The organism is Mesorhizobium sp. M0615, from assembly GCF_040320805.1.
Taxonomy (GTDB): domain Bacteria; phylum Pseudomonadota; class Alphaproteobacteria; order Rhizobiales; family Rhizobiaceae; genus Mesorhizobium.
This window is the reverse complement of the sequence record NZ_JAMYQI010000022.1, coordinates 1-26310: the sequence shown is the minus strand read 5'-3', so window position 1 is coordinate 26310 and position 26310 is coordinate 1. Positions and strand designations below refer to the sequence as shown.

The window sequence follows — 26310 nt, the reverse complement described above, 5'->3', positions numbered from 1 at the left end:
TGACTTCTGATCTCCCCCCTTGCGGGGGAGATGTCCGGCAGGACAGAGGGGGGTGTGACGAACTCGGCTTTCGCTACGAAGTTCTTAGGCCTTGTCGCGGATCTGCGTCATCGTCCGCGTCGGCGTGATCGCCTCGGGATCGAGCCTTATCTCGACGATCGCCGGCTTGCCGCTGGCGCGGGCACGCTCGAAGGCAGGGGCAAAATCTGCCGTGTTCTCGACCGTCTCGCCGTGGCCGCCATAGGCGCGGGCAAGAGCGGCAAAGTCAGGGTTCTTCAGATCGGTGGCGACGACGCGGCCGGGATAGTCGCGCTCCTGGTGCATGCGGATGGTGCCGTAGATGCCGTTGTTGACGACGATGACGATGATCGGCAGGTCGTATTGCACGGCGGTAGCGAATTCCTGTCCGTTCATCAGGAAGCAGCCGTCGCCGGCAAAGGCGATCACGGTGCGGTCGGGATGGAGCGCCTTGGCGGCGACCGCGGCCGGGGTGCCGTAACCCATCGAACCGGAGGTCGGCGCGCCTTGGGTGGCGAAGCGGCGGAAGCGGTGGAAGCGGTGCACCCAGGTGGCGTAATTGCCGGCGCCGTTGGTGAAAATGGCGTCATCGGGCAAAATCTTTTCCAGATAGTTCATGATCGGCCCCATCTGGACCGTGCCGGGGCCGGTCTCAGGAGGCGTCGACCAGTCGAGGTAGGCAGCGTGTGCTTTCGCTGTCTCATCCGCCCAGGCTGGCGTGGACGTTGGCTTGCGCTTGGCGAAGGCTTCGACGAAGGCTGACGGCGCAGCGTTGATCGCCAGGGTCGGCCGGTAGACACGGCCGAGTTCGCCGGCATCGGCATGGACATGGACCAGCGTCTGGTCGGGGTAAGGGCTCTTCAGCAGCGTATAGTCGGAGGACGGCATCTCGCCCATGCGGCCGCCGATCAGCAGCACCAGGTCGGCCTGCTTGATGGCGGTGGCCAGCTTCGGATTGATGCCGATGCCGACATCGCCGGCATAGTTCGGGTGCAGATGGTCGAACAGCATCTGGCGGCGGAAGGAGCAGCCGATCGGCAGCGACCAGGCCTCGGCAATGGTGCGCATGCGCGCCACCGCTTCCTCGTCCCAGCGTGTGCCGCCGAGGATGACGAAGGGACGCTTGGCCTTGGCCAGAAGCTTTTCCAAAGCATCGAGTTCGGCTCCGCCGGGGCGGGTTTCGACCGGCGTGTGCGGCAAGGCCGCAGGCGCGTCGACCAGGCTGGTCAGCATGTCCTCCGGCAGCGAGATGACCACGGGGCCGGGGCGGCCCGATGTCGCGACGGCGAAGGCGCGGGTGACGAGTTCGGGGATGCGCGCGGCATCGTCGATCTCCACCACCCATTTGGCGATGTCGCCGAAGAAGCGCTTGTAGTCGACCTCCTGGAAAGCCTCGCGCTCCTTGGCGTGGCTGGCGACTTGGCCGATGAACAGGATGACGGGTATCGAATCCTGCATGGCAATGTGAATGCCGGCCGATGCATTGGTGGCGCCGGGGCCGCGGGTGACGAAGCAGATGCCTGGCCGGCCGGTCAGCCGCCCCTGGCAGTCGGCCATCATGGCGGCGCCGCCTTCCTGTCGGCAGACAATGGTGCGGATGGGCGAGTCATGCAGCGCGTCCAGCACAGCGAGATAGGATTCGCCAGGCACGCAGAAGATGCGGTCGGTGCCGTTCGCCTCGAGTGCGTCGACAATCAGTTGTCCACCGGTCTTCATCGTCCAGACTTCTCCAGTTCGGCAAGGATTTCTTCGGTATGTTCGCCAAGGCGAGGCGAGGGACGCTCATAGATGAGCGGCGTGCCCGACATCACCATCGGCGCGCGTACCGAGGGCAGACGATTGCCATGGCCATCGTCGAGGTCGAGGCGCATGCCGCGTGCGATCGTCTGCGGGTCGGCAAACATCTGGCCGATATTGTTGATCGGGCTCGCCGGCACGCTTGCCGCTTCGAGCTTGGCCAGCAACGGGTCTCGGTCCCAGTTCTTCAGCGTCTCGATCATGTGCTCGCGCAATTTCACCCGGTTGGCGACGCGGGCCGGATTGGTGGCGAAATCGGGATTCGCTGAGAGATGGTCGAGCCCGACGGCGGCGCAGAATTTGGCGAACTGGCCGTCATTGCCGACCGCCAGGATTATGTGACCGTCCCTGACCGGGACAACCTCATAGGGCGCAATGTTCATATGCGCATTGCCCATCTGCACCGGCGCCTTGCCGGAGACGAGATAGTTGAGGTTCTGGTTGCCGAGTGCGGAAATCTGCGTGTCGAACAGGGCCATGTCGATATGCTGGCCTTCGCCGGTCTTTTCGGCATGGCTAAGCGCTGCCTGGATGGCGATCACCGAATAGAGGCCGGTGAAGATGTCCGATATGGCGACGCCAGCCTTTTGCGGCTCGCGCCCGACCTCGCCGGTGATCGACATCATGCCGGCCATGGCCTGGATGATGAAATCATAGCCGGCGCGTGGGGCGTAAGGCCCGTCCTGGCCGAAGCCGGTGATCGAGCAGTAGACGAGCTTTGGATTGATCGCCTTCAGGCTCTCGTAATCGAGCCCGTATTTCTTCAGGCCGCCGAGCTTGAAGTTCTCGATCAGAACGTCGGCCGTGGCAACCAGCCGGCGCACCGTCTCGGCCCCTTCGGGCGTCGAGAAATCGACCGCGATGGAGCGCTTGCCGCGATTGCAGGAGTGGTAATAGGCGGCCGACAGGTTCTCGCCATCATGGCTCATGACGAAGGGCGGACCCCATTTGCGGGTATCGTCGCCGCCATCTGGGCTCTCGACCTTGATAACATCGGCGCCGAGATCGGCCAGCAATTGTCCTGCCCACGGGCCGGCCAGGATGCGGGCGAGTTCGACGACGCGGACGCCTTTCAGCGGAGGTTCAGCCATAAATCACCAAAAACGGGTCGGAACCGCAGCCTCTATCAACCCGGGATGCCGCTGTCACGGGCCTTGCGGTGGGCCAGCGATGTCAGCGTTTCAACACACCATCGGCCCACGCGGCAAAATCGGTCATGACGGAGTCGCGGTTCACCTCGTTCAAGCTTTCGTGGCGGGCGTCGGCGTAAACCTTTGAAACCAGATTCGAAAAGCCCATCGCGCGCATGCGCTTGGCGAGATGGTCGATGCCCTTGCCATAGTCGGAGGCCGGATCCTTCTCGCCGCCGACGATGCTGACGGGCAGGTCGCGCCTGATGCCGGCAAAGCCCGCATCCTTGCCGCCTTTCTGCGCCATCTCCACGACATCGCGCCACATCGAGATCGAGGCATCCCAGCCGCACAGCGGGTCGGCAATGTATTTCGCCACTTCTGCCTCGTCGCGCGACAGCCAGTCGAAGAGCGTCTTGTGGCTGGGCACCGCCTTGCCCCAGGCCTGGAAGGTCAGCCTGGGCAAGATGCGTGAGGGGACATCGGAGCCGAGCCTGAAGCGCTCATAAGCGAGGATGGCGAGCGCAAGCCGGCCGAGCAAGCCTTGTGAGAAATTGCCGTTCCAGATCGCCGCGGCGTGGACGCGCGGCGAGTGCGCCAGCAGGTAGTTGAGCGCCACCGACGCACCCATCGAATGGCCGAACAGGATGACCGGCAGGCCGGGCTGCTCCTTCGCAATCAAATCGTGGACTGCGTCGACATCGGAGATCACCTTGGCCGGGCCGCCTGTGCCGGCGAACCTGCCGAGCGGGGCATCGGGCGCCTTGGTCGCGCCATGGCCGCGATGGTCGTGGACGTAGACGTGAAAACCGCGGGTGCTGAGGTAATCCGCGAAGCGGGCATAGCGCGCGGCGTGTTCGGCCAAGCCATGGTTAATCTGGACGACGGCCCGTGGAGAGCCGCTCGCGTGCTTCACATAGAGGTTGAGCGTGGCCCCGGTCGGTGAGGCCAGCGTCGTCTGCTTGTCAAATGCCATGTCTCGCTCCCTCGGCGACTGTTGAGCGACGCGGGACCGACGTCAAGGGGAGGTCGAAATCAGCCGGGGCCACTGTTGACAGCTTGCTGTCAATTTGGCTATATGACAGCATACTGTCAATTGGATCGGAGCATGACCATGAAAACCGTTTCGCGCCGCGCGTTTCTGCTGGCGAGCCTTTCATCCGCAATGCTCCTGCCCGGCATTGCTTCCAGCCAAACCAGGGAGATGACCATGAAGACCATTGCCGGCCCGCAGGGCCAGCTTGCCGGCTACGACATCAAATCCGGCGACGGCCTGCCGATCCTGTTCGCGCATGGTGATTGCAGCCGCGCCACACAGTGGAACCGGGTGATGCAGCTCACCGCAGGTGGCCGTGAGGCGGTCGCCTTCGATTTTCGCGGCCATGGCGCATCGGCGCCTGCAGCTGATGCCGACTACGGCTATGACGGCCGTGCCGACGATATTGGTGCGGTGGCCGATGCGTTCGGCCTGAAGCGGTTTGTCCTCGTTGCACATAGCGGCGGCAGTGGGGCCGCGCTCGCCTATGCCGCCGGCCATGCCGACCGTGTTGCCGGCATCCTGCTGGTCGATCCGGCGACCGATCCGCGCGCCCTGCCCAAAGAGATTCGCGACGGGTTCGTGCGCGATCTGGCGGGGCCAAACGGCGGCGATGTCCTGAGCGCTTATTACACCTCGATCGCCGGCTCCAACCCAGATGTCCGCAAACAGGTCATCGCCGATGCGGCGGTGGTCGATCCGGCGGCTCGGGCAGGCGTCGGCAAGGCGCTGGCGGAATGGAATCCCGAACCGACGCTCGACGCCTATCACGGGCCGATCTTCGTGCTGGCCACGGAGGCCAATGACAATGCGGCGGCCCTGTTTCGGCTGCGCAGCGGAATTGGCCACAGAACCGTCGCCGGTTCCGGCCATTGGGTGATGCTTGACAAGCCGGAGGCGGTGGCTGAAGCCGTCAACACTTTCGTTTCCACCATCGAGGCCGGCCAGAAATGACAAGCAGGACCGAAGCCGGAGATGTGCTCACCGAACTGGTGCTTGCCGTGTTCCGGCTGAATGGCGGGTTTCTCGACGCGGCCGACCGGCTGGCGGAGCCTGCCGGGCTGACGGCGGCGCGCTGGCAGGTTCTGGGCGCGGTGCTGAAGGAGCCGAAATCGGTGGCCGACATTGCCCGCGACATGGGGCTTGCGCGCCAGAGCGTGCAGCGCCTGGCCGATATTCTGGCCGCCGAAGGGCTTGCCGCCTATGCGGACAACCCGGCGCACCGCCGCGCGAAGCTCCTGGCGATGACCGATGCCGGCCGGGCCGCGATCAGGGATATCGGCACGCGCCAGCATGTCTGGGCCAACCGCATCAGCGAGGGCATCGAGCCTCGCGTGCTTGAGAGCGCGCTTGATCTGCTGCGTATGTTGACGAAGCGGGTCGAGGAGGGCGGGGTCTGATCGACCGAGCGATTGTTTTTGCGGCGGACGAAAGAAATCGTAATTCTGACATGTCACACGTTTCTAGCTTGCGCTATGAAACGCTAGGAGTGCTGGAATGCGGATATCGGCGATATGGGGTGCGGTGTTGGTGGCGCTGGCCGGTGTCGGCCTAGCGCGCGCCGATGTGAAGATGAGCGGCTCCTTCGTGGCCGATGCGGCTTGCCCGGCGACGCAGGCAATCAAAAGCGGCAAGAACCCCGGCAATATCGCGACAACGGCTGGACAGAGCTACGACCTCCTGGCCGGCAACAAGGATGCGCCGACGCATTACCTCATCCGCGTGCCGGGCGCCGATCCTGAGCGTCGCTGGGTCAAGATCAGCTGCGGTCATGTCACCGGCGGCAGCGCGGCCGCCCAGCCGGCCGCGCCCGCCGATCAGGGCAAGCCTGCGGCTTCGGGAAAGCCCGAATATGTCTTTGCGCTGAGTTGGCAGCCGGCCTTCTGCGAAACCAAGGCAAGCAAGCCCGAATGCCAGGCGCAGACGGCGGGCGGTTTCGACGCGTCGCATTTCACCTTGCATGGTCTGTGGCCGCAACCGAACGGCAATTTCTATTGCCAGGTGCCGGCGAGCGACAAGGCCAATGATAATCCGGCCCATTGGGCCGACCTGCCGCCGGTCAACCTCGATGCTGATACGCGCGCCGAACTCGACCAGGTGATGCCTGGCACCGCCTCCAAGCTCGAACGGCATGAATGGATCAAGCACGGCACCTGCTACGGCAAGAGCCAGCAGGAGTATTTTGCCGAGGCGCTGAACCTGATGCGGGCGGTGAATGCGTCGCCGGTGCGCGAGCTCTTCACCAGGAATGTCGGCAAGCAGCTGACTTCGGACCAGATCCGCAGCGCCTTCGACAGCGCCTTCGGCGCCGGGTCGGGCGCGCGGGTGCGTGTCTCCTGCCTGGTCGATCCGTCGAGCGGCAGGCGGCTGATCGGCGAGCTGACGCTCGGCCTGACGGGCCCGATCGGCCCCGACAGTTCGCTGGGCACTCTCATGCTCGCCTCGGCGCCGACGACCAAGGCGGGCTGTCCGAAGGGCTCGGTCGATGCGGCCGGGTTCCAGTAGGATATCCGTCTGTCGCTTGGCAGTGACGCGGTGATATGGTCTGGATGTGTTTCATTCGGCGGGGGTGGCGATGAGTGGCATGACATCAGGCGCGCTGGCGCGGCTGGCTTTCTGGGCCAGGGGGATGACCGCCATAAAAGACGGCCGCATGGAATGGCCGGGCTTTTCCTATACCGATGCCGAGTGGGCGCGCATGCGCGTGCTTGCCGCGCCGATCGGGGCAAGCCGCTACCAGCTGTTCACTTGGGTCAATGCCGCGATCTTCATCGCCATTGCCGCGCTCGGCATCGTCTGTGTCTTCCTGCCGCTGGCGACACTTTTGTTTCCGGTGCCGGCCGACACCAGCGCGCTCAAATTCTCGGCTCTGCTGGCGGCGTGTGCCTTCCTCATAATCGGGCTCGGCTTGCCGATCTCCATGCGCCTGTCGAGCGCGTTGGCCATCTCTCGGGAGATGCGCGCCGGTCTTGTCGGCGAAGCCGGTGACGAAGCGCTGGCAGCAAAAGTGTCTTGGCAGATCAACCGCATCATGCTGGTCATGTGCGGCCTGCTGGTGCCCGGCATTCTGTTGTTCATCGCTTATGACATCGATGCCAGTCCGATCATCACCGTGCTGAAATGGCTGGCCATCGCGCTGATAGCCGTTTCAGTTGCGGTCGGCGCGTTGCAGCAGCGCAAGCGGAGCTGACAGCCTTATCCGCTGACGCCACGCGTGGGCAATGTCCACGCAGTTAGGTCTTCGGCATCGTCATGCGCTTCGCCGACGACGCGGTCACGCCCGGTGGACTTGGCCCTGTAGAGACGCTCGTCGGCAAGGGCGAAGAGATCGGCAAGCGAGCCTACGGTCTCATCGACAGTGGCGATGCCGGCGCTGACGCTGATGTCGAACCGGTTTACGCACGCTTTGACGGCCTGGCGGAGGTTTTCTCCGAGCAACCTGGCGACCGCATGCGGCTGCGAGCAAAGGATGGCGAACTCCTCGCCGCCGATCCTGAAAACCTGATCGTGTGCGCCGGCCGCCTGGGTCAGCACCTGGGCGATCGATCTCAGCACCCTGTCGCCCTCGGCATGGCCGAAGCGATCGTTGATCGACTTGAAATGATCGACGTCGACGATCAGCAGGCTGAGCGGCTGGGCCGTGCGCAGGCTGACAGCAACCAGACGTTCGCCGTCGCTGTCAAAGCGTCCCCTGTGCAAGAGGCCGGTGAGGCCGTCGCGGCCGACATGTTCGACCAGGGCTTCGTAGCGCTCGCGATAGGTCAACGTGTCGAAGACGTCGGACAGCCCGCGGGGTGCCACGACCTGACGCGTTTCGAACCATCTGAGGTAGGCGACAAGCATGGCGCTGTAGGCAAAAGCGGCACCCATCTTGGCGAACCAGCCGCCGAAGAAGACCGCAATCGGCGCGCCGGCGACGAAATGCAGGGCGCTGAAAAATCCGGCCTGGTCGAAGGTGAGCACGCAGGCGACGCAAATCAGGATGCGGGAGAACGGCGCCCTGCGTAGATAACGCCCGAGCTTTTCGTAGAGCAGGATGATCAGGATGGCGTCGATGAAGAGCAGCGTCGTGCCCCACACCATCAGCCAGCCCAACTGGTCGATGAAACCGATATCGGGAAGCTTGCCGTCGGAAAAGGCTGAAATATCGTGCAGGCGCAGGATCAGGACCAGCCCGATCATCAAGGCGTTGCCGAGCAAAAGGCCATAGATCGGCTGGCGCACCGTGGCCGCATCTTCCTTCATGTAGAGGAGAAGCAGCATCACCAGCTTGCCGGAAAACAGCACCGCCGAGCCTGGCGAGACCATGCCGAAGGGCAGGGCGACATAGAAGACGCTGGCGAGATAGGTTTCGAGGAAATGCATGGCGCCCAGCGCGCAGACGAAGACGCCGAGGCCGATGCGATCCCTGAAGCGGAACAGCGTGACCATGACGCTGAAGTAGACGACCGCTTCGGCAAGGAGCAGGAAACTGTTCAGCACTACCTTCGGTCCGATCTCTACTTTCGATCGCGACAGGCCAGCGATCGATCCTGTTTTGACGCTGAAGGGTTAACCGGGGATTTCAACGCTCCCTACAACCGGCGGAAAACTTAACGTGCGGTGTACACCCGGCTTGAAATGGCAAAAGCGATTGCCGTTCGGCCCGGCATCGCCTACATAGCGGCCAACCTCCATTCAATCCGACATTTTCGGTCAATCATCAAGGAAAGCGCGCGTGGCACGCCAGTTCATCTATCACATGGCCGGCCTCAACAAGGCCTATGGCACCAAGAAGGTGCTTGAGAATGTCCATCTCTCCTTCTATCCCGACGCCAAGATCGGCATCCTCGGCCCCAACGGCTCGGGCAAGTCGACGATCCTCAAGATCATGGCCGGGCTCGACAAGGAGTGGAACGGCGAAGCGTGGCTCGCCGAAGGCGCCACCGTCGGCTATCTCGCGCAGGAGCCGGCGCTCGATGCCAACAAGACGGTGTTCGAGAACATCATGGAAGGTGTCGCCGCCAAGACCGCCATCATCGAGCGCTACAACGAATTGATGATGAACTACTCCGACGAGACGGCCGATGAGTCCGCCAAGCTCCAGGACGAGATGGACCGGCTCAATTTGTGGGATCTCGAACAGCAGGTCGAGATGGCGATGGAAGCGCTGGGCTGCCCGCCCAAGGATTCCGAGGTCACCAAGCTTTCGGGCGGTGAGCGCCGCCGCGTCGCGCTCTGCCAGCTGCTGCTGCGTCAGCCCGACCTCTTGCTGCTCGATGAACCGACCAACCATCTCGACGCCGAGACCACGGCGTGGCTGGAAAAACACCTGCGCGCCTATCCCGGCGCGGTGATGATCATCACCCACGATCGCTATTTCCTCGACAATGTCACCGGATGGATTCTCGAGCTCGATCGCGGCCGCGGCATTCCCTATGAGGGCAACTACACCAAGTACCTCGAAGCCAAGGCCAAGCGCCTCAAGCAGGAAGGTCGCGAGGACGACGCCCGCCAGCGCGCCATCGGTCGCGAACGGGAGTGGATCCAGTCCAGCCCGAAAGCCCGCCAGACCAAGTCCAAGGCGCGTATCCAGGCGTTCCAGGACCTGCTGGATGCAGCCGACAAGCGGCGGCCGAGCGATACGCAGATCGTCATTCCGCATGGCGAGCGGCTCGGCAATGTGGTGATCGAGGCGGAAGGCCTGTCGAAGGGCTTTGGCGACACGCTTTTGATCGAAGGCCTGGAATTCAAGCTGCCGCCGGGCGGCATCGTCGGTGTCATCGGCCCGAACGGCGCCGGCAAGACGACGCTGTTCCGCATGATCACCGGCCAGGAAACGCCGGATGCCGGCTCTGTCCGCATCGGCGAAACGGTGAAGCTCGGCTATGTCGATCAGAGCCGCGATGCGCTCGATCCGTCAAAGACCGTCTGGGAAGAAATCTCGGGCGGCGCCGAAGTGGTCAAGCTCGGCAAGTTCGAGGCCAACACCCGCGCCTATTGCGCATCGTTCAACTTCCGTGGCGGCGACCAGCAGCAGAAGGTCGGCAACCTCTCCGGCGGCCAGCGCAACCGCGTGCATCTGGCAAAAATGCTGAAGACCGGCGGCAATGTGCTGCTGCTCGACGAACCGACCAACGATCTCGACACCGAAACGCTGGCGGCGCTCGAAGACGCGCTGGAAAATTTTGGTGGCTGCGCGGTCATCATCTCGCACGATCGTATGTTCCTCGACCGCCTGGCCACCCACATCCTCGCCTTCGAGGGCGACAGCCATGTCGAATGGTTCGAGGGCAATTTCGAGGACTACGAGCAGGACAAGATCCGTCGTCTCGGCCCCGAAGCCGTCAACCCGCACAGGATGACGTACAAGAGGTTGACGCGGTAAGGGAGCAACCGGGGCGGCGAATTTCTCAACCGATACGAGGAAAGCTTGAATGACCGACTGGTCAGCCGCCCAATATCTGAAATTCGAGGATGAGCGCACGCGGCCCGCGCGCGATCTTGTTGCGCAGGTGCCGGTGGATTTCCCGCGCCGGGTGGTCGACATCGGCTGCGGCCCGGGTAATTCGACCGAGCTGCTGGTCGAGCGCTGGCCGGATGCTGATATCAGCGGCTTCGACACCTCTCCCGACATGATCGAGAAGGCGAAGGCGCGCCTGCCCAGCGTCAATTTCGACCTCGCCGATGCCTCGACATGGCGACCGGCCGAGCCGGTCAACGTCATCTTCGCCAACGCGGTATTCCAGTGGCTGCCCACCCACCCGGTAGTGTTCCAGCGGCTGATGGGCTTTCTCGCCCCCGGTGGCGCGCTCGCCGTCCAGATGCCCGACAATCTGCTTGAGCCGTCGCATCAGGTGATGCGCGAGACGGCCGCCGAAATGCCGTTCGCCGCCAAGATGGCAGGTGCTGCGCGCGGACCGCTGCCGGCGGTGTCGTTCTATTATGATCTCTTGTCGCCGCTCTCCGACCGGGTGGATATCTGGCATACAGCCTACAATCATCCGCTGACCGACGCCGAGGCGATCGTCGAATGGGTGAAGTCGACGGGGCTGAAGCCTTTCCTCGATCCGCTGGACGCCGGCGAGCGCAAGACCTTCCTCGACAGCTACACGGCCAAGATCACCGCGGCCTATCCGAAGACCGCAAACGGCAAGGTGCTGCTGCGCTTTCCGCGTATCTTCATCGTCGCCAAGCGGGCCGGCTAGCACTCCCGATGACATCCGGCCACAGCCTATGGTTTAAGCCGGCGTAAACCGGTGGGGTGAGAAAAGTGTTGTGTCGCGCCCCTTCGTCGTTCACATGAGAACGACAACGCCTGCGCATGGACGGACTGGATATGCATCGCGTCATCATCAGCGGCATTGGCGTTGAAATCCCTGAAGCCAAGATCACCAATGAAGAACTGGTCGCCAGCTTCAATGCCTGGGTCGACACCGAGAATGCACGCCGGCAAGGCACGGATGAGACGCTGCTGCAGAAATCCGACAGCGCCTTCATCGTCCATGCCTCGGGCGTCCAGACCCGGCATGTGATCGAGCGCGAAGGCATTCTCGATCCGACCCGCATGGCGCCGCGCATTCCGGCGCGGCCCGACGATGCGCTGTCGCTGCAGGCCGAGTTCGGCGTCGCCGCAGCCAGGAAGGCGCTCGACCATGCCGGCCTGAAGCCGTCCGACATCGACCTGGTGATCTGCTCGGCCTCGCACCAGCAGCGGCCCTATCCGGCGATCGCCATCGAAATGCAGGAGGCGCTGGGCACCAAGGGCGCCGGCTTCGATATGGGGCTTGGTTGTTCATCGGCCGCGGCCGCCTTGCACATTGCGGCCAATCTGGTGCGGGCGGGCGCGCACAAACGCGTGCTGGTGGTCACGCCGGAGATCATCACCGGCCATCTCAATTTCCGCGACCGGCAGACGCATTTCATCTTCGGCGATGCGTCGGTGGCGATGGTGGTCGAGGGGCTGGCCAGGGGCGAGAAGCGGCCGGGGCGCTTCGAGGTGCTGGACACGCGCACCTGGACGCAGATGTCGAACAATATCCGCACCAATCTGGGCTATCACACCCGCACCGCCCAGGACGATCCTTACATGATCAACCTCGAAGGCAATCTGATCAAGCAGGTCGGCAACAAGGTGTTCAAGGAAGTCACCGTCGCCGGCCACAAATTCATTGTCGAATTCCTCGCCGAGCACGGGCTGACGCCGCAAGCCATCAGGCGCTTCTGGCTGCATCAGGCCAATGCGCGCATGAACGCCATGATCCTGAAACTGGCCTTCGGCCACGAGGTCGACCACGACCGCGCGCCGATGGTGCTGGAGCGGCTCGGCAACACCGCCGGCGCCGGCGCCATCATCGCGCTGTCGGAAAACCACGCCGACATGAAGCCCGGCGATTTCGGCGTGCTGTGCGCCTTCGGCGCCGGCTATTCGATCGGCGGCGCGCTTTTGCAGATGCTGTAATCAGGCCGGCATGAACGGCACCAGCATCGGTACGCTGCGGGCATAATCGTCATAGGCGTTGCCGAGTTCTCCGCGCAGAAAGCGTTCCTCCAGCCTTGCCTTCATGACGATGCCGATGGTGAGAAGAATCGCGCCGGCGATTCCCCAGACCGTGCCTTTGGCCGCCATTGTGGCAAGCATCGCCAGAAGCAGTCCGGTATAGATCGGGTGGCGGACCATTCTGTAGGGACCGGTGTCGACGACACGGTGCTCGGCCTTGGCCGTCACCGAAGCCGACCAGAGACGGCCGAGATGCAACCGCGCCCACCAGGCGAACAACAGGCCAACGGCAACAAGCCCTGCGCAGATCCACGCTTCGGCAAGGGTCGGAAACCAGAATCGCAGCCGGCCGGCATAGCCATGCGCGGGAATGAACAGCAGCACCGCGCCGATCAACCACAAAGCGCGATAGCGAAGCTCCTCCTGGATGCCGGCACGCTTTTTCGCCGGGTCGGCCCAGAAGGCGGCTAGAAACCAGGACACGACCCAGATCAGCCAAAGCAGCGCGATTGCAGTCCCGGGACGCATGGAAACCTCCGCAGACTTGTCTCACCATGAGGCCGGTGCAGCACGGCGGCAATGCGGCGCAGTACGATAGGATATGCGATCCGCGGTAAGAAGATCGTGATCGGCTGCCATCAGCCCGCTTGATCGGATCATCATTGCTTTGGACTGGACCGGGCTCATGGCTATCGCTAATGCGACCTTGCACAAGGAGTAAGCCATGCTGGATCTTTTCCCTGAGGCTCCGATCGAGATCATTTCAGCGCGAAAACTCGTAGCCAGGGTGACGGCGCTCTACGCCGCACCGTCGAATCACTTCCAGACGCGCCCAGTGGAAGGATTGCAACTCGGTTTCGAAGGCATCGACGGCGACTTCCACGCCGGCGCCACCCGTCGTTCCGGCGGTCGCGAACCCTGGTATCCGCGCGGCACCGAAATCCGCAACGAGCGGCAGATATCAATCGTAGCAGCGGATGAACTCGCCGTCGTTGCCGAGCGGATGGGGCTGGCCGAGATCAAGCCGGAATGGATCGGCGCCAATCTGCTGATCGAAGGCGTGCCGCATCTCTCGATGCTGCCGTCAGGCACGCTGCTGTTCTTTAGAGGTGGCGTGACGATCAAGGTCGATGCGCAGAACGGGCCTTGCCGGCTTGCTGGACGTTCGATCGCCGAAAACGCCGGGATGGCCGATCGGGAGGCCGGCGCGCTGGCCTTCCCGAAGGCGGCGAAACGGCTGCGCGGTCTCGTTGCCTGGGTCGAGAAACCGGGTCGTATGACAACAGGGGAAGAGATCTCGGTGCGCGTGCCCGAGCAGTGGATTTATCGATCCTAGTACCGGGCTAGGGCACGGGCTGCGCCGCCGGGGCGACGCAGCCGGATTTCAAGACGCGCTCAGGCCGCCTTGCGGTTCTTCTTGGCGCCCTGCGCCTCGACGGAAACGTGGTCCCACTTTTCCCACAGCGCGATGCGGTTGGCGTATTCCTGCTTGATCATCGGCAGGCCGCCATCGCCGAAGAAGACGCGCAGCGGCGGCTCGGCCGCGTCGACGATTTCAAGCATCGCCGGTCCGGTGGCCTCGGGGTCGCCGGCGACCGAGTTGGCGCGGCGTTCCGCCATCTTGGCGCGGGCCGGCGCGTAAGCCTCGATCGCTTTGGAGACCTTGGCCGAGGCGCCGGACCAATCGGTGGAGAAGCCGCCCGGTTCGACAAGCGTCACATGGATGCCGAATTCGGCGACCTCGATGCTGAGCGACTGGCTGAAGGCTTCGAGCGCCCATTTCGAGGCATGGTAAAGGCCGAGCGACGCAAAGGCGTTGACGCCGCCGATCGACGAGATCTGGATGATGTGGCCGGAGCCCTGCGCCCGCATGATCGGCAAAGCCGCCTGGGTGACCCAGAGCGCGCCGAACACATTGGTTTCGATCTGGTCGCGGGCTTCCTGTTCGCTGACTTCCTCGATGGCGCCGAAATGGCCATAGCCGGCATTGTTGATGACGACGTCGAGCCGGCCAAAGCGCTTGTGCGCCTCGGCGATGGCCGCTTCGACAGCCTTCTTGTCGGTGACGTCGAGCTTGATCGCGGCGACATTATCGCCGTATTTCGCGACGAGATCGGCGAGCGTGCCGGCATCGCGCGCGGTTGCGGCGACACGGTCGCCGCGAGCGAGTGCGGCCTCGGCCCAGACTCGGCCAAAGCCTTTCGACGATCCGGTGATGAACCAAACCTTGCTTGTCATGACGTGGAATCCTTGCCCATGCGGGCCGTGAACTGGGAAGCGGAGGCTTCTCCGCTTCCGCGATATACGGTGCGTCGAGCGATTTTCCAGAGGCGAGGGGGAATCTTTTTGGTCACGTCATCGTGTGGAGCAGGACCTTCGCCGGTCAGGGATAGCGCACCGGGCTCGACCAGGCCGGGTCGTCATGCTTTTGCCAGTAGAGCGCCATCAAGCGCTTTGTGATCCCGCCTATCTTGCCGTCGGCGACAGCAGCGCCGTCGATCACTGTCACCGGCATGATGCCGCCGGCGGTGGAAGTGATGAAGACTTCGTCGGCAGCCTTCAGCGCGGCAACGCTGACGTCGACGGCCGTGGTGGGAAGCGCTGCCTCGGCGCAGAGGTCGAAGACGGTGCGCCTGGTGATGCCGGGCAGCACGCCGGCGGCTGGCGTCGACAGCCTGCCGTCCTTGACGCAGAACACGTTGAAGCCGGGGCCTTCGGCGACATTGCCGTTGAAGTCGAGAATCAATGCGGTTTCGGCCCCACGGTCATAAGCGTCGTAGAGGCCGCGCACGAGGTCGAGCCAGTGGTAGTTCTTGATCGCCGGATCGATCGAGACCGGCGGAATGCGCACCTTGTCGCTAATGGCGACATGCAGGCCGCGCCGCAACTGCTCGGCATTGGCGACCGAGCCGAAGGGAACTGCGAAGGCCATGAAGCGGTTGACCGCCTGGCGCGGATCGCGGCTGAAGGTCGGCGAGGCGCCGCGTGTGCACAGCATTTCGACATAGGCGGCGCGATGGCCCGACAGCGCCACGCAATTGTGCAGAATCTCGGCCACACCATCGCGGTCGGACGGGATCGTCATGCGCAGTTTTTGCAAGCCGGCGAAGAAGCGGTCGAGATGCAGGTCGAGTCGGAAGAAGCTCCCGTCCCAGACATGCACGGTGTCGTAGGTGGCGTCGGAATGCAGAAAGCCCCAATCCAGCACCGAGATCTTGGCTTGCGACATCGGCAGATACTGACCATCGAGAAAGGCGATGCCGTCGGGATAGGAATGCGGATCGATATGGCGATCCGACAAAGCCGGCAATGGCACAATGCTACCGGCTGCTGCGCTTCGGTTCATGGCGATTGGTCCCTTCGGCTTGATGCGGCAGATTCAAGCTAGTGGTCCCCTGCAGGCGGCATAGGGCCACCCAACCATCGCTGTTTGTCCTAGGTAGCACATTCGATATGCCCTATGGTCCGGCTTGAAAATATCCGGCCGGGAGGGGCAAAATGGGCAGATCTTTTCGGACCATCAGCTTTGCAATTTTCCTCGTCTTCGTCACTGGCCATGCCTTCGCGCAATGCGCTCGCGAGGGCGAGGCGCTGTGCCAGAACGGCCAGACCTATCGTTGCGAGAAGATGGGCAGCGAGCTGACGCCGATCTTTCAGAACGTGCCTTGCGTGGTCAACGCGGCGGGGCTCAACGGCGTCTGGACCGGCAGCGGTCATCAAAGTCCGGCCGGGGCTGCCGGCGCCGATTGGGCGATCGCAATGACAATCGGCGATGGCGCCGCGTCGATCGACTATCCGTCGCTCGGCTGCGGCGGATCGTTGACCCAGATTTCTCGCGACGACAGTTCGGCGGAATACCGGGAAAACATCAGCTACGGCCAGGACAAGTGCATCGACGGTGGCGGCATCACCGTCCGATTTTTCAAAGGGAACCTGTCCTGGACCTGGGTTGGCCAGGCCGACGGCCAGCCCTACAATGCGGTTGCCGTATTGAAGCGACGGTAGCTGAAGTTATTCCTCTTCGTCCTCTGCATCGAGCAGGCGCGTGGCGCGCCAACGGGTCAGCACCATGTTTGTTTGCTCGATGACGAAGAACCGCGCCGAGTCGCGGTCATAGCCCTCGGCCAGCAGCTTTTCATAGTCGGTATGGCCGTGCCTGATATGGGCGATCGTCGCCAGCCAGACCGCGATGCCCGGCGGCAGCGTCTTCATGTGCACGGCGCCGGCCTCGGTGCGGATTTTCTCCATATCGGCATAGGGCGCCAGGGGCAGCAGTGCGGTCAGCGCCTTGGCGATGGCGCGGCGGCGGCCGGTGGGCGCGCTCATTTTTCGTCACGCCCGGCAATGGTCGCCTCGGGAAAGGCGTCGGTCGAGGCGAAATAGGGCTTGATGTCGATCACCGGGGTGCCGTCGAGCACATCGATGGCGTCGATGGCGATGCGGCCGTGGTCGATGTCGACGGCGATCAGCCTGGCGATATGCAGCCCGACTGGGTTCGGCCGGGCAGGGGAGCGCAGCGAGAAAACGCCTTTCGGCTCAGCCGCATGGCGGGGTCTCTGGACAATCAGTGCCCGCGGCGCGTGATGCAGCCAGGACAGGATGACGATGTGGCTGGCCCGCTCCAGCGCAAGCAGGCCGTCGCGATAGGCAGGGTCGATGAGAACCGTGGCCGCCTGTCCGGCCTCGCGCGCCGCGCGCATGTTCTTCGGGCAGGTTTGCCTGGATGTCCATGGCGAGGCGATGCGGCCGATGAACACGATATGGCCATCCGCCGGCATGTCAGCCGGGTCAGTCTGCAGGAGCTTTTCGCCGTCGCGCGTCTCGAACATGGCTTTCGCCCTAGCACAAGTTTGCAGCCGATCGTCAGGGAAAAGCGGTTCTCTCGGGCGGGGACCATGTGTGCGGCATTTTCTTGTCAGGAAGCGACATAGGCCTTGCTATGCCGCCAAAGCTGACATAAACATATGTTTATATCTTTTCAACGAGAATACGCCAATGCATGTTTCGCTCGATACGATGGTTGATACGTTGAAGGCTGCGGCCGAATCGAGCCGGCTCCGCATCCTGGCGCTGCTGTCGCGCGGCGATCTCACCGTGTCCGACCTCACCGAGATCCTCAGCCAGTCGCAACCGCGGGTGTCGCGGCATTTGAAGCTGCTGCTGGAGGCCGGGTTGATCGGCCGCTACCAGGAGGGCTCGTGGGCCTTCTTCCGGCTGTCGGATACGGATTCCGCGCGCGACTTCGTCATGGGGCTGGTCTCTGGCATTCGCGGCGCCGATCCACAGGTCGAGCGCGATCTCGAGCGGTTGGCATCGGTCAAGCGCAAGCGCCAGGACCGTGCCGCCGAGTATTTCTCCGAGAACGCCGCCAGCTGGGATCACATCCGCTCGCTGCATGTGCCGGACCGCGCGGTGGAAGCCGCACTCCTCAAGCTGGTCGGCAAGCGGCCGTTCCAGTCGATGCTAGACCTCGGCACCGGTACCGGGCGGCTGCTGGAGATATTTTCGCCGCTCTACCGGCGCGGCGTCGGCATCGACATGTCGCGCGAAATGCTGACGGTGGCGCGGGCCAATCTCGACAAGGCAGGCATCGCCAATGCGCAGGTCCGCCAAGGCGACATTTTCGCGCCGCCGGTCGAGCGCGACGCCTTCGACCTCGTCACCATCCATCAGGTGCTGCACTATCTCGATGACCCGGCACGCGCCATTCGCGAGGCGGCGCGGCTGCTGCGTCCGGCGGGCCGGCTGGTGATCGTCGACTTCGCGCCGCATGCGCTGGAGTTCCTGCGCGACCAGCACGCGCATGTCAGGCTGGGCTTTTCCGACCGGCAGATCTCCGAATGGTTTGCCGAGGCCGGGCTCGATCTCGAGGATGCCCAGGAATTCGAGCCGCGCGGCGGCAACGAAGCCAGGCTGACCGTCAAGCTGTGGCTCGGCCGCGACCGCCGCATGCTGATGGCCGAGCCTTCAAATGACACCCAACCCACCAAAGCGTACCCTATGGGGGAAATCGCCTGATGAACCAGTTCCGCTTTTCCCGCCGTCCCGACATCGGCGACAAGGTGCGCGTTTCCTTCGAGTTCTTCCCGCCGAAGACCGACGAGATGGAAGCCAGGCTCTGGGACACCGTCACCAGGCTGGAGCCGCTGAAGCCGAGATTCGTCTCGGTGACCTATGGCGCCGGCGGCTCGACGCGTGAACGCACGGCGCGCACGATCAAGCGCATCCTGAACGAGACGACGCTGACGCCGGCGGCTCACATGACCTGCGTCGACGCCGCCCGCCATGAGGTCGATGCCGTGGTCCGCGAATTCGCCGATATGGGCGTGAAGCGCTTCGTCGCCTTGCGTGGCGATCCGGCGGCCGGCGTCGGCACCGCCTACCGGCCGCATCCCGATGGCTATGCCAATGGCGCCGAACTTGTCGGAGCGCTGAAGGACGCCGGCGATTTCGACATCTCGGTCTCGGCCTATCCCGAAAAGCATCCGGAAAGTCCGGACTTTGCCACCGACTTCGACATGCTGAAGCGCAAGGCCGACAATGGCGCGACGCGGGCAATCACCCAGTTCTTCTTCGACAACGATCTCTACGAGCGTTACGTCGAGAAGGCGCGCCGCGCCGGCATCTACATCCCGATCGTGCCCGGCATCCTGCCGGTGCACAATTTCACCCAGGTCGCCAATTTCTCGGCACGCTGCGGCGCGCTGGTGCCGGCATGGCTGGCCGAGCGGTTCGAAGGGCTGCACAACGATCCGCAGACGCATGCGCTCGTGGCGTCTGCCGTGGCGGCCGAGCAGGTGCTCGATCTCGTCGAGCGCGGCGTCAGCGACTTCCATTTCTACACCATGAACCGGGCCGACCTGGTGTTTGCCATCTGCCATATGATCGGCATCCGCTCCCACGAAACAGAGGCAGCTGGATCCGCCGCCGCCTGAGCTTCATGGTGGTATGAAATCTGAAATGCAAAAGGCCGGGCGAAACACCCGGCCTTTCGAATTTGTGGGCTATTGCTGCTGTTCTTCCGCTCCGGCGGTTACGGAAGAACACCTATGATAAGGGCGCCAATGAAGGCAAATGCAGCACAGATCATCAATGCGTTGATTGGCCTCGTAAGTCCCATGTCATAGTCTCCTCTTCAAGAGCTATGGGTGGAGTCTAGGGGCATTTGTGCCACAGGCAAGCGGAAAATATGCTGCAATGCGACGCGATTGTGGAATTTGCGACCTGCCACCTGGCGTTAGGCATTGAAACTCTTCGGCAAAACCCGCTGGTAGCCTGTGAATAAATTGTGACGCGGCCGTGGCGAAAGCGAGGCATGGCAGCGCTACCAGACCTAAAGCGCGTCGTTGTTCCAAAACCGCTGCGCACTTTTGGGTTAGCGCCGACCAAACAACCGCCCGTCGATCGTCACCAGGCCAAGCGCGATCAGTGCCATGCCGCAGAACTCGAACAGAGCGAGCCGCTCGCCGAGGAACAGGAGGCCGAGCAGGATGGCGCTGGCCGGGACGATGAGCGTGACCAGCGAGGCGTTGGTGGCGCCGGCCGAGGCGACGAGGTTGAAATAGAGGATGTAGGCGAAGGCGGTGGAGAGCAGCGCCAGCGCCAGCACCGCCGTCCAGACCGGCGGCGAGGCCGAGAACAGGCCGGCCGGGCCATAGGTGAGCAGCACCACCGGGATCATGATGATGGTCGACGCCGTCAATTGTCCGGTGGCGATCACCGGCGAGGGCACGCCCTTGAAGCGGCGGGCAATCATCAGCGCGACGGCGTAAGACAGCGAGGCGCCGATCAGCGCGAATTTCGCCCAGACCGGGCCGCCGAGCCCGGCCAGCAGGCCGGGGCCGATCATGACAGCGGTGCCGGCGATGCCGAGCCCGATGCCGGCAAGCTTGTTCCAGGAGAGCTTTTCGTCCGCTGTCAGCGCGTTGGCGAGGATCAGCGTCCAGAACGGCGTCGTCGCATTGAGCACCGAGGCGACGCCGGCGCCAAGCGCGGTCTGGCCGGCAAAGATCAGCGAGAACGGGACGACATTGTTGGCGAGCGCCAAAAGGAAAAACAGGCCGGCATGCGGGAAGGCGAGGCGGAAGGACGGACCGCGAATGCCGAGATAGAGCTGCAGTGCAATGGCCGCAATGGCAACGCGAAACAGCACCAGCACCAGCGGGTGCATTTCGGCAACGGCGATGCGGGCAAAGAAGAACGAGCCGCCCCAGATGGCGCCGAGCAGCAGAAGCTGTCCCCAGTCCCTCAGCGTCATCGGTCCGCGCTGTACGGCTGTCGTGGCTATTGCCATCGTGAACGTCCTTCCCCGCGGCATCAATGCCAGCCACTCAGGCAGAAGGCATATCGGGTCCGGCGACAAGGGCCACCCGAAACCTGATTGCTGGCAACAGTGCTGCCAGGAGGGTGCGCCGCTGGGTCAGTGCCCGCCAGACACAGAATTGTTTTCTTTGGCCGCTAGCTTGGATTAATTGTGCGCAGCCGAGAAGTCAGGGGATTCGTCCATGCAGCGATTCGAGAATGCCCGCGAGGCGGCGCTGGCGCTTCGGCCGGACGATCCGGTCTACTGCTTTCGCCCGCAGGTGCTGAAGGCGGATGCCAAACAGTTCATGGGCATGTTTCCTGGCAAGACCGCCTACGCAGTCAAGACCAATGGCGAGCAGATCGTGCTGAAGGCGCTGGTCGAAGCCGGCGTCACCGCCTTCGATGTAGCCTCGCCCGGCGAGTTCGCCGCCGTGCGCGCCGTCTCACCCGACGCCGAGATGCTCTACATGCATCCGGTCAAGGCGCAGTCGGACATCAAGCTTGCGCTGGAAAAATACGCCATCCGCGTCATTTCGCTCGACCATGAGGACGAGATCACCAAGCTGACGCGGGTGGTGCGGGCGCTTGACATCGATCCGGGCTCCATCAGCGTGTTCGTGCGAATCCAGACCAAGGGTTCGGCGGCCTATGAACTGTCGAAGAAATTCGGCGCCGGGCCGGCCTATGCGGTGGAACTCGCCGAGCGGCTCAACCGCACCGGCTACAAGGTCGGCCTGTGCTTCCATGTCGGCAGCCAGATCGAGGATCCCGACACCTATGAACGGGCGCTGGCCTCCGCCGATTGGGTGCGCAACCGGCTGACCTTCGACATTGCGGGGCTCGATGTCGGCGGCGGCTTTCCCGCCGAGTACGGCCATGACCCCAATCGCAAGCAGATCGAGATGCCGTCGCTCGGCCAGATCATGTCGCGGCTGTCGGGCGACCTCAGGGAATACCAGTTCGACCAGATCCCGTTGGTGGCCGAGCCCGGCCGGGTGATCGTGGCGCGCTGCCTCTCGCTGATCGTGCGGGTGCTGCTGCGCAAGGGCAAGCGGCTCTACATCAATGACGGCATCTGGGCGTCGCTGTCGGATTCTTGGACCGGCAAGATCACACTGCCGGCCCGCTTCATCCCCGATCCGGCGATCCGCTCGCGCAATGGCGAGGAGAAGAACATCGTGCCGTTCAAGGTCTGCGGCGCGACCTGCGATTCCGTCGACATCCTGTCGCGGCCGTTCTGGCTGCCGGAAACCGTCGACACCGGCGACTGGATCGAGATCGGCCATATCGGTGCCTATTCGCTGTCGCTGAGAACCCGCTTCAACGGCTTTTATCCCGATACCTTCGTCGAGGTGACGACACCCTTCGATGAAGGCGATGCGCCGCAGGGATTCGCGAGTTTGGAGACGATGGCGGATTAGGTTTCTTCCTTCTCCGCTTCAGCGGACGAAAAGCCAATTGCTTGGCTTTTCGAGCCTTCGACGCCCTGAGCTATGCGAAGGGCCGGGGTGGTGGCCGATCCACCTGCCGGGTCCCGCTGCTTCGCAGCGTCCCGGCGTTCGCCAGCCTTCATGCCGATGAATTCGCTCCGCGAAACCGGCTGCTCACCCCACAAGGGGAGAAGGCAAGGAGCGCTACAGTTTCCCCAAAAGCTCCGGCGTCGGCCAGCCGTCTACCGGCATGCCGAGCCGCATCTGTTCCTTGCGGATGGCTTCGCGGGTGTTGGTGCCCAGAATGCCGTCGACGGTGCCGACGTCATAGCCCCTGGCTTCGAGCTTGGTCTGCAATTCCTTCATCTGGTCGCCATTGAGACCGGTTTCGGGATTGCGCGGGTCGAACTGCTTTGCCCCGGCCAGCCGGCTGGCGAAGTTGGCGGCGGTCAGCGCGTAGGTGAAGGACTGGTTCCATTCGAGATAGACGTCGAAATTGTCGTAGGCGAGGAAGGCCGGACCTTTGCGGCCCATCGGCAGCGCCAGGCCGGCCTTCAGGCCATTGTCGATCAGCGGCGTGCCATCGGGATTGGTGACGCCCCAGGCGGCCCATTGCGACAGCGGCAGCTTGTTGGTGCGGCCGGTCTGCTCCCAAGGCATGTCCTCGGGCACGCGCACTTCCTCGATCCAGGGCTGGTCGCGTTTCCAGCCGCGCGACAGCACCTTGTTGGCCGTGGTCATGATCACGTCGGACACACTGCGCCTGAGATCGACGATGCCGTCGCCATCGCCGTCGACGCCCCGCGCGAGATAGTCGGAAGGCAGGATCTGCGTCTGGCCGATCTCGCCGGCCCAGGCGCCGGTGACGTCGGCCGGAACGACGCCGCGATCGATCAGCGTCAACAGCGGCACCAGTTGCGGCCGAAACAGCTGCGGGCGGCGGCAGTCATGCGACAGCGTCACCAAGGCGCTCAGCGTGTGGAAATCGCCCTGTACGGCGCCGAAATCGGTCTCCAGCCCCCAGAAGGCGGTGATGATCGGCGCCTGGACACCGAACTGCTGGTCGGCGCGCGCAAAGATTTCGGCGTATTTCTTCAGATTGGCCGCGCCCTGCTTCAGCCGGTAGGCCGAGATCATGCGGTTGGAGAACTGGATGAAGGTCTGTGCGAAGACGCCCTGGGCGCGGTCACGCGCCAGCACCTTGTCGTCGATGGTGGCGGCTTCCAGCGCGTCAAGGCCGACAGCGCCGACACCGGCTGCCCTGGCTTCCGCCGCCACGCCTTGCTTCCAGGTTTCGAAGTCGCCGCCGCATTCCTGCGCCCCCGCCGGCATCGCCGTAGCGCCGAGCAGCAGAGCCGCGAGCAGCCCGGAGCGCAGGCGGCTCTTCGATCGTTTCCGGCGTAAATATCCCAGTGGCTGCAGGTAGGTGCGCATGGGACGTCGAAAAGCAGGCGGCAGAGCCGGTGTCAACGGGTGTTCTGCCGCAGCCACTTTTTCCAGGCTGCCTCAGTGCCGTTGAAGACGTTGATATCGGACTTGCCGTTCATGCCGGGCACGATACCGGTTCCGGTGTATTGCCAGAAGGTGAAAGGGTGGCTGCCGTACTTCTGGCGGGGGTGGCCGGCCACCGAGCGCAGCCAGTAGGGATAGCCGCGGAAGGTCGCAAGGTCGTTATCGTCGAAGAAGTCGACCGAGGTGTAGATGATCGGCTTCTTGCCATAGTGCCGCTCGATCATCTCGAGAAAGGTGGTCATTTCGGCCCGCACCGTCGCCGAATCCGGGCGCAGCCGGCAGGTCGGCGATTGCGGGTTCCACTCCATGTCGAGCACCGGCGGCATGGCCGAGCGGTCGACGGGCACGTTCTGGATGAACCAGCGCGCCTGGGTGGCGGCAGGCGTGCAGAAATAGAAGAAATGGTAGGCCGCGCGCGGAATGCCATTGGCCTTGGTGCGCGACCAATGCTCGTTGAAATACTCGTCGAAACGGTCGCCGCCCTCGGTCGCCTTGATGAAGGCGAAGGAGATGCCGCTGGCCTTGGCCGTCGGCCAGTCGACCGAGGTCTGGTATTTGGAGACGTCGGTGCCGTGAACGGCATAGTTCCAGGGCGCGCCGCTATCCCATTCATGCGGCTTGGAATCTTCGAAACGCGGTGCGCGCACGGCAACCGTCGGGCTGCTGGATGGCGACATCGAGGGCACGAGATCGCCGGCGGTCGAGCAGGCGGCCAGCAGCGTCAACGTGATGAGGGCCGCGAAACGGCGCATCGCATTTCCCGAGCCGGAATCAGCCGGTCGCTGTTGGGTTGTCGTTGCAGGTGCCCCTCAGGCGATCGCCCCACAGCATCGCCTGATACGCTATTTTCGTGCATGTCGTTGTTCCAAAACCGCTGCGCACTTTTGGGCGACATGCACCAGTGATCGCCGATCATGGTTGATAACAGGTTGACGGCGCTCGACAAGAACACCGATTTTGCGGAAGCAATGGCGGCAAATCGATGACATAATTCGGGCCGCAAGCCACGGGCAGCGGAAAAGCAGGGACGGAAGATGCGGATCGCCGTGAAGATCATCAAATGGCTGCTCGGCCTGGTCGTGCTGGCGATAGCCGCGCTGTTTGCCTGGCTCTACATCGCTCCGCCCGACCTGATCCGCGTCGGTTCCGGCTATTCCGCCAAGATTGTCTGCTCGAATGTTTTTATCGCCGGCCGTGATCCCAATGAGGTGCTGGCCATCGACGTGCAGGCGCCCGGCCATCCGCTGCTCAGGCTGATGAAGGTGTCGGTCGACAAGAACAGGGGGACCGTCTCGGCCGGGCTGCTTGGCTTCCTCGGCAAGAGCGTTGCCGTTGCGCGCGCCGGCCTGGGTTGCGCCTCGGTTCCCGATGGCGACGTCGGCAAGGCACGGCGCACGTCAATCCCTGCCGAGGCGTCGGCGGCCACCAAGGGCGATCTGTGGCCCGAGGGAGATCGAGTCGATGCCTCGCAAAATCCCGAAATCAACAAGATCCTCGACGGTGCGGCGATGACCGGCATCGGCATGCGCGCCGTGGTGGTGGTCAAAAATGGCCGCATTGTTGCGGAGCGTTATGGCGACGGCTTTTCGGCGAAAACGCCGCTGCTCGGCTGGTCTATGACCAAGACAGTCAACGCCGCGCTCGTCGGCACGCTGGTCAAGGACGGCAAGATGGCGGTGACCAATCAGGGCCTGTTCGGCTCATGGAAGGCGGACGGGCGCGCCGCCATCAGCCTTGCCGACATGATGGCGATGTCGAGCGGGCTCGAGTTCAACGAGGATTATGGCGACGTCGCCGATGTGACGCGCATGCTCTACCTCGAACCCGATATGGCGGGCTTCGCCGAGGCCAAGCCGCTGACCGGCGACGTCGGCAAGGTCTTTTCCTATTCGAGCGGCACGGCGGTGATGCTGTCGAGGCTGTGGCAGGATGCTATCGGCGACAAGGACAAGGCGCTGATGTGGCCAAGGACAGCGCTGTTCGGGCCGCTCGGCATGCAAAGCGCGGTGCTCGAAACCGACGAGGAGGGTACCTTTGTCGGCTCATCCTACCTCTATGCCACGGGGCATGACTGGGCGCGGTTCGGCCAATTCCTGCTGCAGGGCGGCGTCTGGAACGGCAACCAGATCCTGCCGGCCGGTTTCGTCGACTGGATGCGCGAACCGGCACCGGCCTCGAAAGTCTACGGCAAGGGGCAACTTTGGATCGAAGCCCCGGGGGACGAAGGAAATCCCGGCGCCGGCGTCGCCGCCGGACTGCCCAACGATACCTACTGGATGGAGGGCCATGACGGCCAGACGGTCGCCATCATCCCGTCGGAGCAACTGGTGGTGGTGCGGCTGGGGTTGACGCCGGCCAAGCTCGGCTACCGGCCGCAGGTGATGGTCGGCGCGCTGATGAAGGCACTGCGCTAGCTCCCTTTACCCTCCCCTTGATGGGGAGGGTCGGCGCGTAGCGCCGGGGCGGGGTGCCTGGCCACCCGCGCCTTCGGCGCGACCTCCCCCATCGAGGGGGAGGTAAGAGACCGTTTTGAAAATCGGCTTGCCGGGGGTTTCGTCTGAGGCTGGGTTATGATTCAAGCTTTAGATGTGGACAAAGCAGAGC

The 26310-nt window shown here is 63.6% G+C and carries 26 protein-coding genes; 13 read left to right on the top strand and 13 right to left on the bottom strand.

What is annotated here, in order from left to right; all coding sequences use genetic code 11:
- Positions 1-84: 84 nt before the first annotated feature.
- The 3 genes from NKI46_RS28190 to NKI46_RS28180 all read right to left on the bottom strand — a co-directional run bounded on the left by NKI46_RS28190 (position 85) and on the right by NKI46_RS28180 (position 3921).
- Complete coding sequence (locus NKI46_RS28190; RefSeq protein ID WP_023746937.1) at positions 85-1734, bottom strand: thiamine pyrophosphate-binding protein; 1650 nt, start codon at positions 1732-1734, stop codon at positions 85-87.
- Positions 1731-2906, bottom strand: a complete 1176-nt coding sequence (locus NKI46_RS28185) for a CaiB/BaiF CoA transferase family protein (protein ID WP_023746936.1) — start codon at positions 2904-2906, stop codon at positions 1731-1733. Before NKI46_RS28185 ends, NKI46_RS28190 begins: the two co-directional genes overlap by 4 nt.
- A gap of 82 nt (positions 2907-2988) precedes the next feature.
- Positions 2989-3921 carry an alpha/beta fold hydrolase gene (locus NKI46_RS28180; protein ID WP_023746935.1) on the bottom strand — a complete coding sequence of 311 codons (933 nt, stop codon included), beginning with the start codon at positions 3919-3921 and terminating at the stop codon, positions 2989-2991.
- A 132-nt stretch (positions 3922-4053) separates the two neighbouring features.
- On the opposite strand from NKI46_RS28180, the gene NKI46_RS28175 reads away from it, so the two are divergent.
- From NKI46_RS28175 to NKI46_RS28160, 4 genes are all read left to right on the top strand, one after another.
- Entirely contained in the window at positions 4054-4935 is an 882-nt protein-coding gene (locus NKI46_RS28175) for an alpha/beta fold hydrolase (protein WP_352749069.1), read from the top strand.
- Positions 4932-5381: a MarR family winged helix-turn-helix transcriptional regulator gene (locus NKI46_RS28170; RefSeq protein ID WP_023826583.1), complete on the top strand. Its 450-nt coding sequence runs from the start codon at positions 4932-4934 to the stop codon at positions 5379-5381. Before NKI46_RS28175 ends, NKI46_RS28170 begins: the two co-directional genes overlap by 4 nt.
- Positions 5382-5478: 97 nt before the next feature.
- Positions 5479-6486 carry a ribonuclease T2 family protein gene (locus tag NKI46_RS28165; protein WP_352749067.1) on the top strand — a complete coding sequence of 336 codons (1008 nt, stop codon included), beginning with the start codon at positions 5479-5481 and terminating at the stop codon, positions 6484-6486.
- A 70-nt stretch (positions 6487-6556) separates the two neighbouring features.
- On the top strand, positions 6557-7171 hold the full coding sequence (locus NKI46_RS28160; protein ID WP_031194875.1) for a hypothetical protein: 615 nt from the start codon (positions 6557-6559) through the stop codon (positions 7169-7171).
- 5 nt (positions 7172-7176) lie between these two features.
- Here the strand turns inward: NKI46_RS28160 and NKI46_RS28155 are convergent, their stop codons facing one another.
- Entirely contained in the window at positions 7177-8463 is a 1287-nt protein-coding gene (locus NKI46_RS28155) for a GGDEF domain-containing protein (RefSeq protein WP_352749065.1), read from the bottom strand.
- A gap of 235 nt (positions 8464-8698) precedes the next feature.
- Between NKI46_RS28155 and ettA the strand changes: the two genes are divergently transcribed.
- The 3 genes from ettA (at position 8699) to NKI46_RS28140 (ending at position 12421) form a co-directional block, all read left to right on the top strand.
- Entirely contained in the window at positions 8699-10348 is a 1650-nt protein-coding gene (ettA, locus tag NKI46_RS28150; protein ID WP_023688009.1) for an energy-dependent translational throttle protein EttA, read from the top strand.
- Positions 10349-10397: 49 nt separating this feature from the next.
- On the top strand, positions 10398-11168 hold the full coding sequence (gene tam / locus NKI46_RS28145; RefSeq protein ID WP_023697039.1) for a trans-aconitate 2-methyltransferase: 771 nt from the start codon (positions 10398-10400) through the stop codon (positions 11166-11168).
- A 131-nt stretch (positions 11169-11299) separates the two neighbouring features.
- The gene (locus NKI46_RS28140) at positions 11300-12421 is read left to right on the top strand and encodes a beta-ketoacyl-ACP synthase III (RefSeq protein ID WP_023697038.1); all 1122 of its coding nucleotides are present in this window, start codon (positions 11300-11302) and stop codon (positions 12419-12421) included.
- Here NKI46_RS28140 and NKI46_RS28135 read toward each other — a convergent pair whose 3' ends face one another.
- Positions 12422-12988, bottom strand: a complete 567-nt coding sequence (locus tag NKI46_RS28135; RefSeq protein WP_023668240.1) for a methyltransferase family protein — start codon at positions 12986-12988, stop codon at positions 12422-12424.
- A 196-nt stretch (positions 12989-13184) separates the two neighbouring features.
- On the opposite strand from NKI46_RS28135, the gene NKI46_RS28130 reads away from it, so the two are divergent.
- Complete coding sequence (locus NKI46_RS28130; protein WP_023753543.1) at positions 13185-13796, top strand: MOSC domain-containing protein; 612 nt, start codon at positions 13185-13187, stop codon at positions 13794-13796.
- 59 nt (positions 13797-13855) lie between these two features.
- Here the strand turns inward: NKI46_RS28130 and NKI46_RS28125 are convergent, their stop codons facing one another.
- Together NKI46_RS28125 and NKI46_RS28120 are read right to left on the bottom strand one after the other, a co-directional pair.
- Positions 13856-14698 carry an SDR family oxidoreductase gene (locus NKI46_RS28125; protein WP_023729364.1) on the bottom strand — a complete coding sequence of 281 codons (843 nt, stop codon included), beginning with the start codon at positions 14696-14698 and terminating at the stop codon, positions 13856-13858.
- A gap of 145 nt (positions 14699-14843) precedes the next feature.
- The gene (locus tag NKI46_RS28120) at positions 14844-15806 is read right to left on the bottom strand and encodes a D-amino acid aminotransferase (RefSeq protein ID WP_023668243.1); all 963 of its coding nucleotides are present in this window, start codon (positions 15804-15806) and stop codon (positions 14844-14846) included.
- A gap of 152 nt (positions 15807-15958) precedes the next feature.
- Between NKI46_RS28120 and NKI46_RS28115 the strand changes: the two genes are divergently transcribed.
- Positions 15959-16465 (top strand): hypothetical protein, encoded by a 507-nt coding sequence (locus NKI46_RS28115; protein WP_023735978.1) that lies wholly within the window; start codon positions 15959-15961, stop codon positions 16463-16465.
- Positions 16466-16471: 6 nt separating this feature from the next.
- Here NKI46_RS28115 and NKI46_RS28110 read toward each other — a convergent pair whose 3' ends face one another.
- On the bottom strand, positions 16472-16786 hold the full coding sequence (locus tag NKI46_RS28110) for a DUF2293 domain-containing protein (protein WP_023668245.1): 315 nt from the start codon (positions 16784-16786) through the stop codon (positions 16472-16474).
- Positions 16783-17289: a tRNA (N6-threonylcarbamoyladenosine(37)-N6)-methyltransferase TrmO gene (gene tsaA / locus NKI46_RS28105; RefSeq protein WP_023712421.1), complete on the bottom strand. Its 507-nt coding sequence runs from the start codon at positions 17287-17289 to the stop codon at positions 16783-16785. The genes NKI46_RS28110 and tsaA overlap by 4 nt, the downstream gene beginning before the upstream one ends.
- Before the next feature lie 166 nt (positions 17290-17455).
- Between tsaA and NKI46_RS28100 the strand changes: the two genes are divergently transcribed.
- A complete protein-coding gene (locus tag NKI46_RS28100) occupies positions 17456-18478 on the top strand; it encodes an ArsR/SmtB family transcription factor (protein ID WP_023688015.1) in 1023 nt (340 codons plus the stop codon).
- Positions 18478-19395, top strand: coding sequence for a methylenetetrahydrofolate reductase [NAD(P)H] (metF, locus tag NKI46_RS28095; RefSeq protein ID WP_023682156.1), 918 nt, complete (start codon positions 18478-18480; stop codon positions 19393-19395). Before NKI46_RS28100 ends, metF begins: the two co-directional genes overlap by 1 nt.
- Before the next feature lie 440 nt (positions 19396-19835).
- On the opposite strand, the gene NKI46_RS28090 is transcribed toward metF, so the two are convergent.
- Positions 19836-20753 carry a DMT family transporter gene (locus tag NKI46_RS28090; protein WP_023682155.1) on the bottom strand — a complete coding sequence of 306 codons (918 nt, stop codon included), beginning with the start codon at positions 20751-20753 and terminating at the stop codon, positions 19836-19838.
- Between the two features lie 211 nt (positions 20754-20964).
- Between NKI46_RS28090 and NKI46_RS28085 the strand changes: the two genes are divergently transcribed.
- Positions 20965-22185 carry an alanine racemase gene (locus tag NKI46_RS28085; protein ID WP_023668250.1) on the top strand — a complete coding sequence of 407 codons (1221 nt, stop codon included), beginning with the start codon at positions 20965-20967 and terminating at the stop codon, positions 22183-22185.
- Between the two features lie 213 nt (positions 22186-22398).
- Here NKI46_RS28085 and NKI46_RS28080 read toward each other — a convergent pair whose 3' ends face one another.
- Genes NKI46_RS28080 through NKI46_RS28070 form a run of 3 tightly spaced genes read right to left on the bottom strand, consistent with a single transcriptional unit; the run spans position 22399 to position 24763 of the window.
- Complete coding sequence (locus NKI46_RS28080) at positions 22399-23628, bottom strand: lytic murein transglycosylase (protein WP_352460227.1); 1230 nt, start codon at positions 23626-23628, stop codon at positions 22399-22401.
- A gap of 32 nt (positions 23629-23660) precedes the next feature.
- Positions 23661-24458 (bottom strand): glycoside hydrolase family 25 protein, encoded by a 798-nt coding sequence (locus tag NKI46_RS28075; RefSeq protein WP_023682151.1) that lies wholly within the window; start codon positions 24456-24458, stop codon positions 23661-23663.
- Complete coding sequence (locus NKI46_RS28070; protein ID WP_352749060.1) at positions 24428-24763, bottom strand: hypothetical protein; 336 nt, start codon at positions 24761-24763, stop codon at positions 24428-24430. Before NKI46_RS28070 ends, NKI46_RS28075 begins: the two co-directional genes overlap by 31 nt.
- Between NKI46_RS28070 and NKI46_RS28065 the strand changes: the two genes are divergently transcribed.
- A complete protein-coding gene (locus NKI46_RS28065; RefSeq protein ID WP_352460229.1) occupies positions 24741-26120 on the top strand; it encodes a serine hydrolase domain-containing protein in 1380 nt (459 codons plus the stop codon). The genes NKI46_RS28070 and NKI46_RS28065 overlap by 23 nt on opposite strands.
- The last annotated feature ends 190 nt before the right edge of the window (positions 26121-26310 follow it).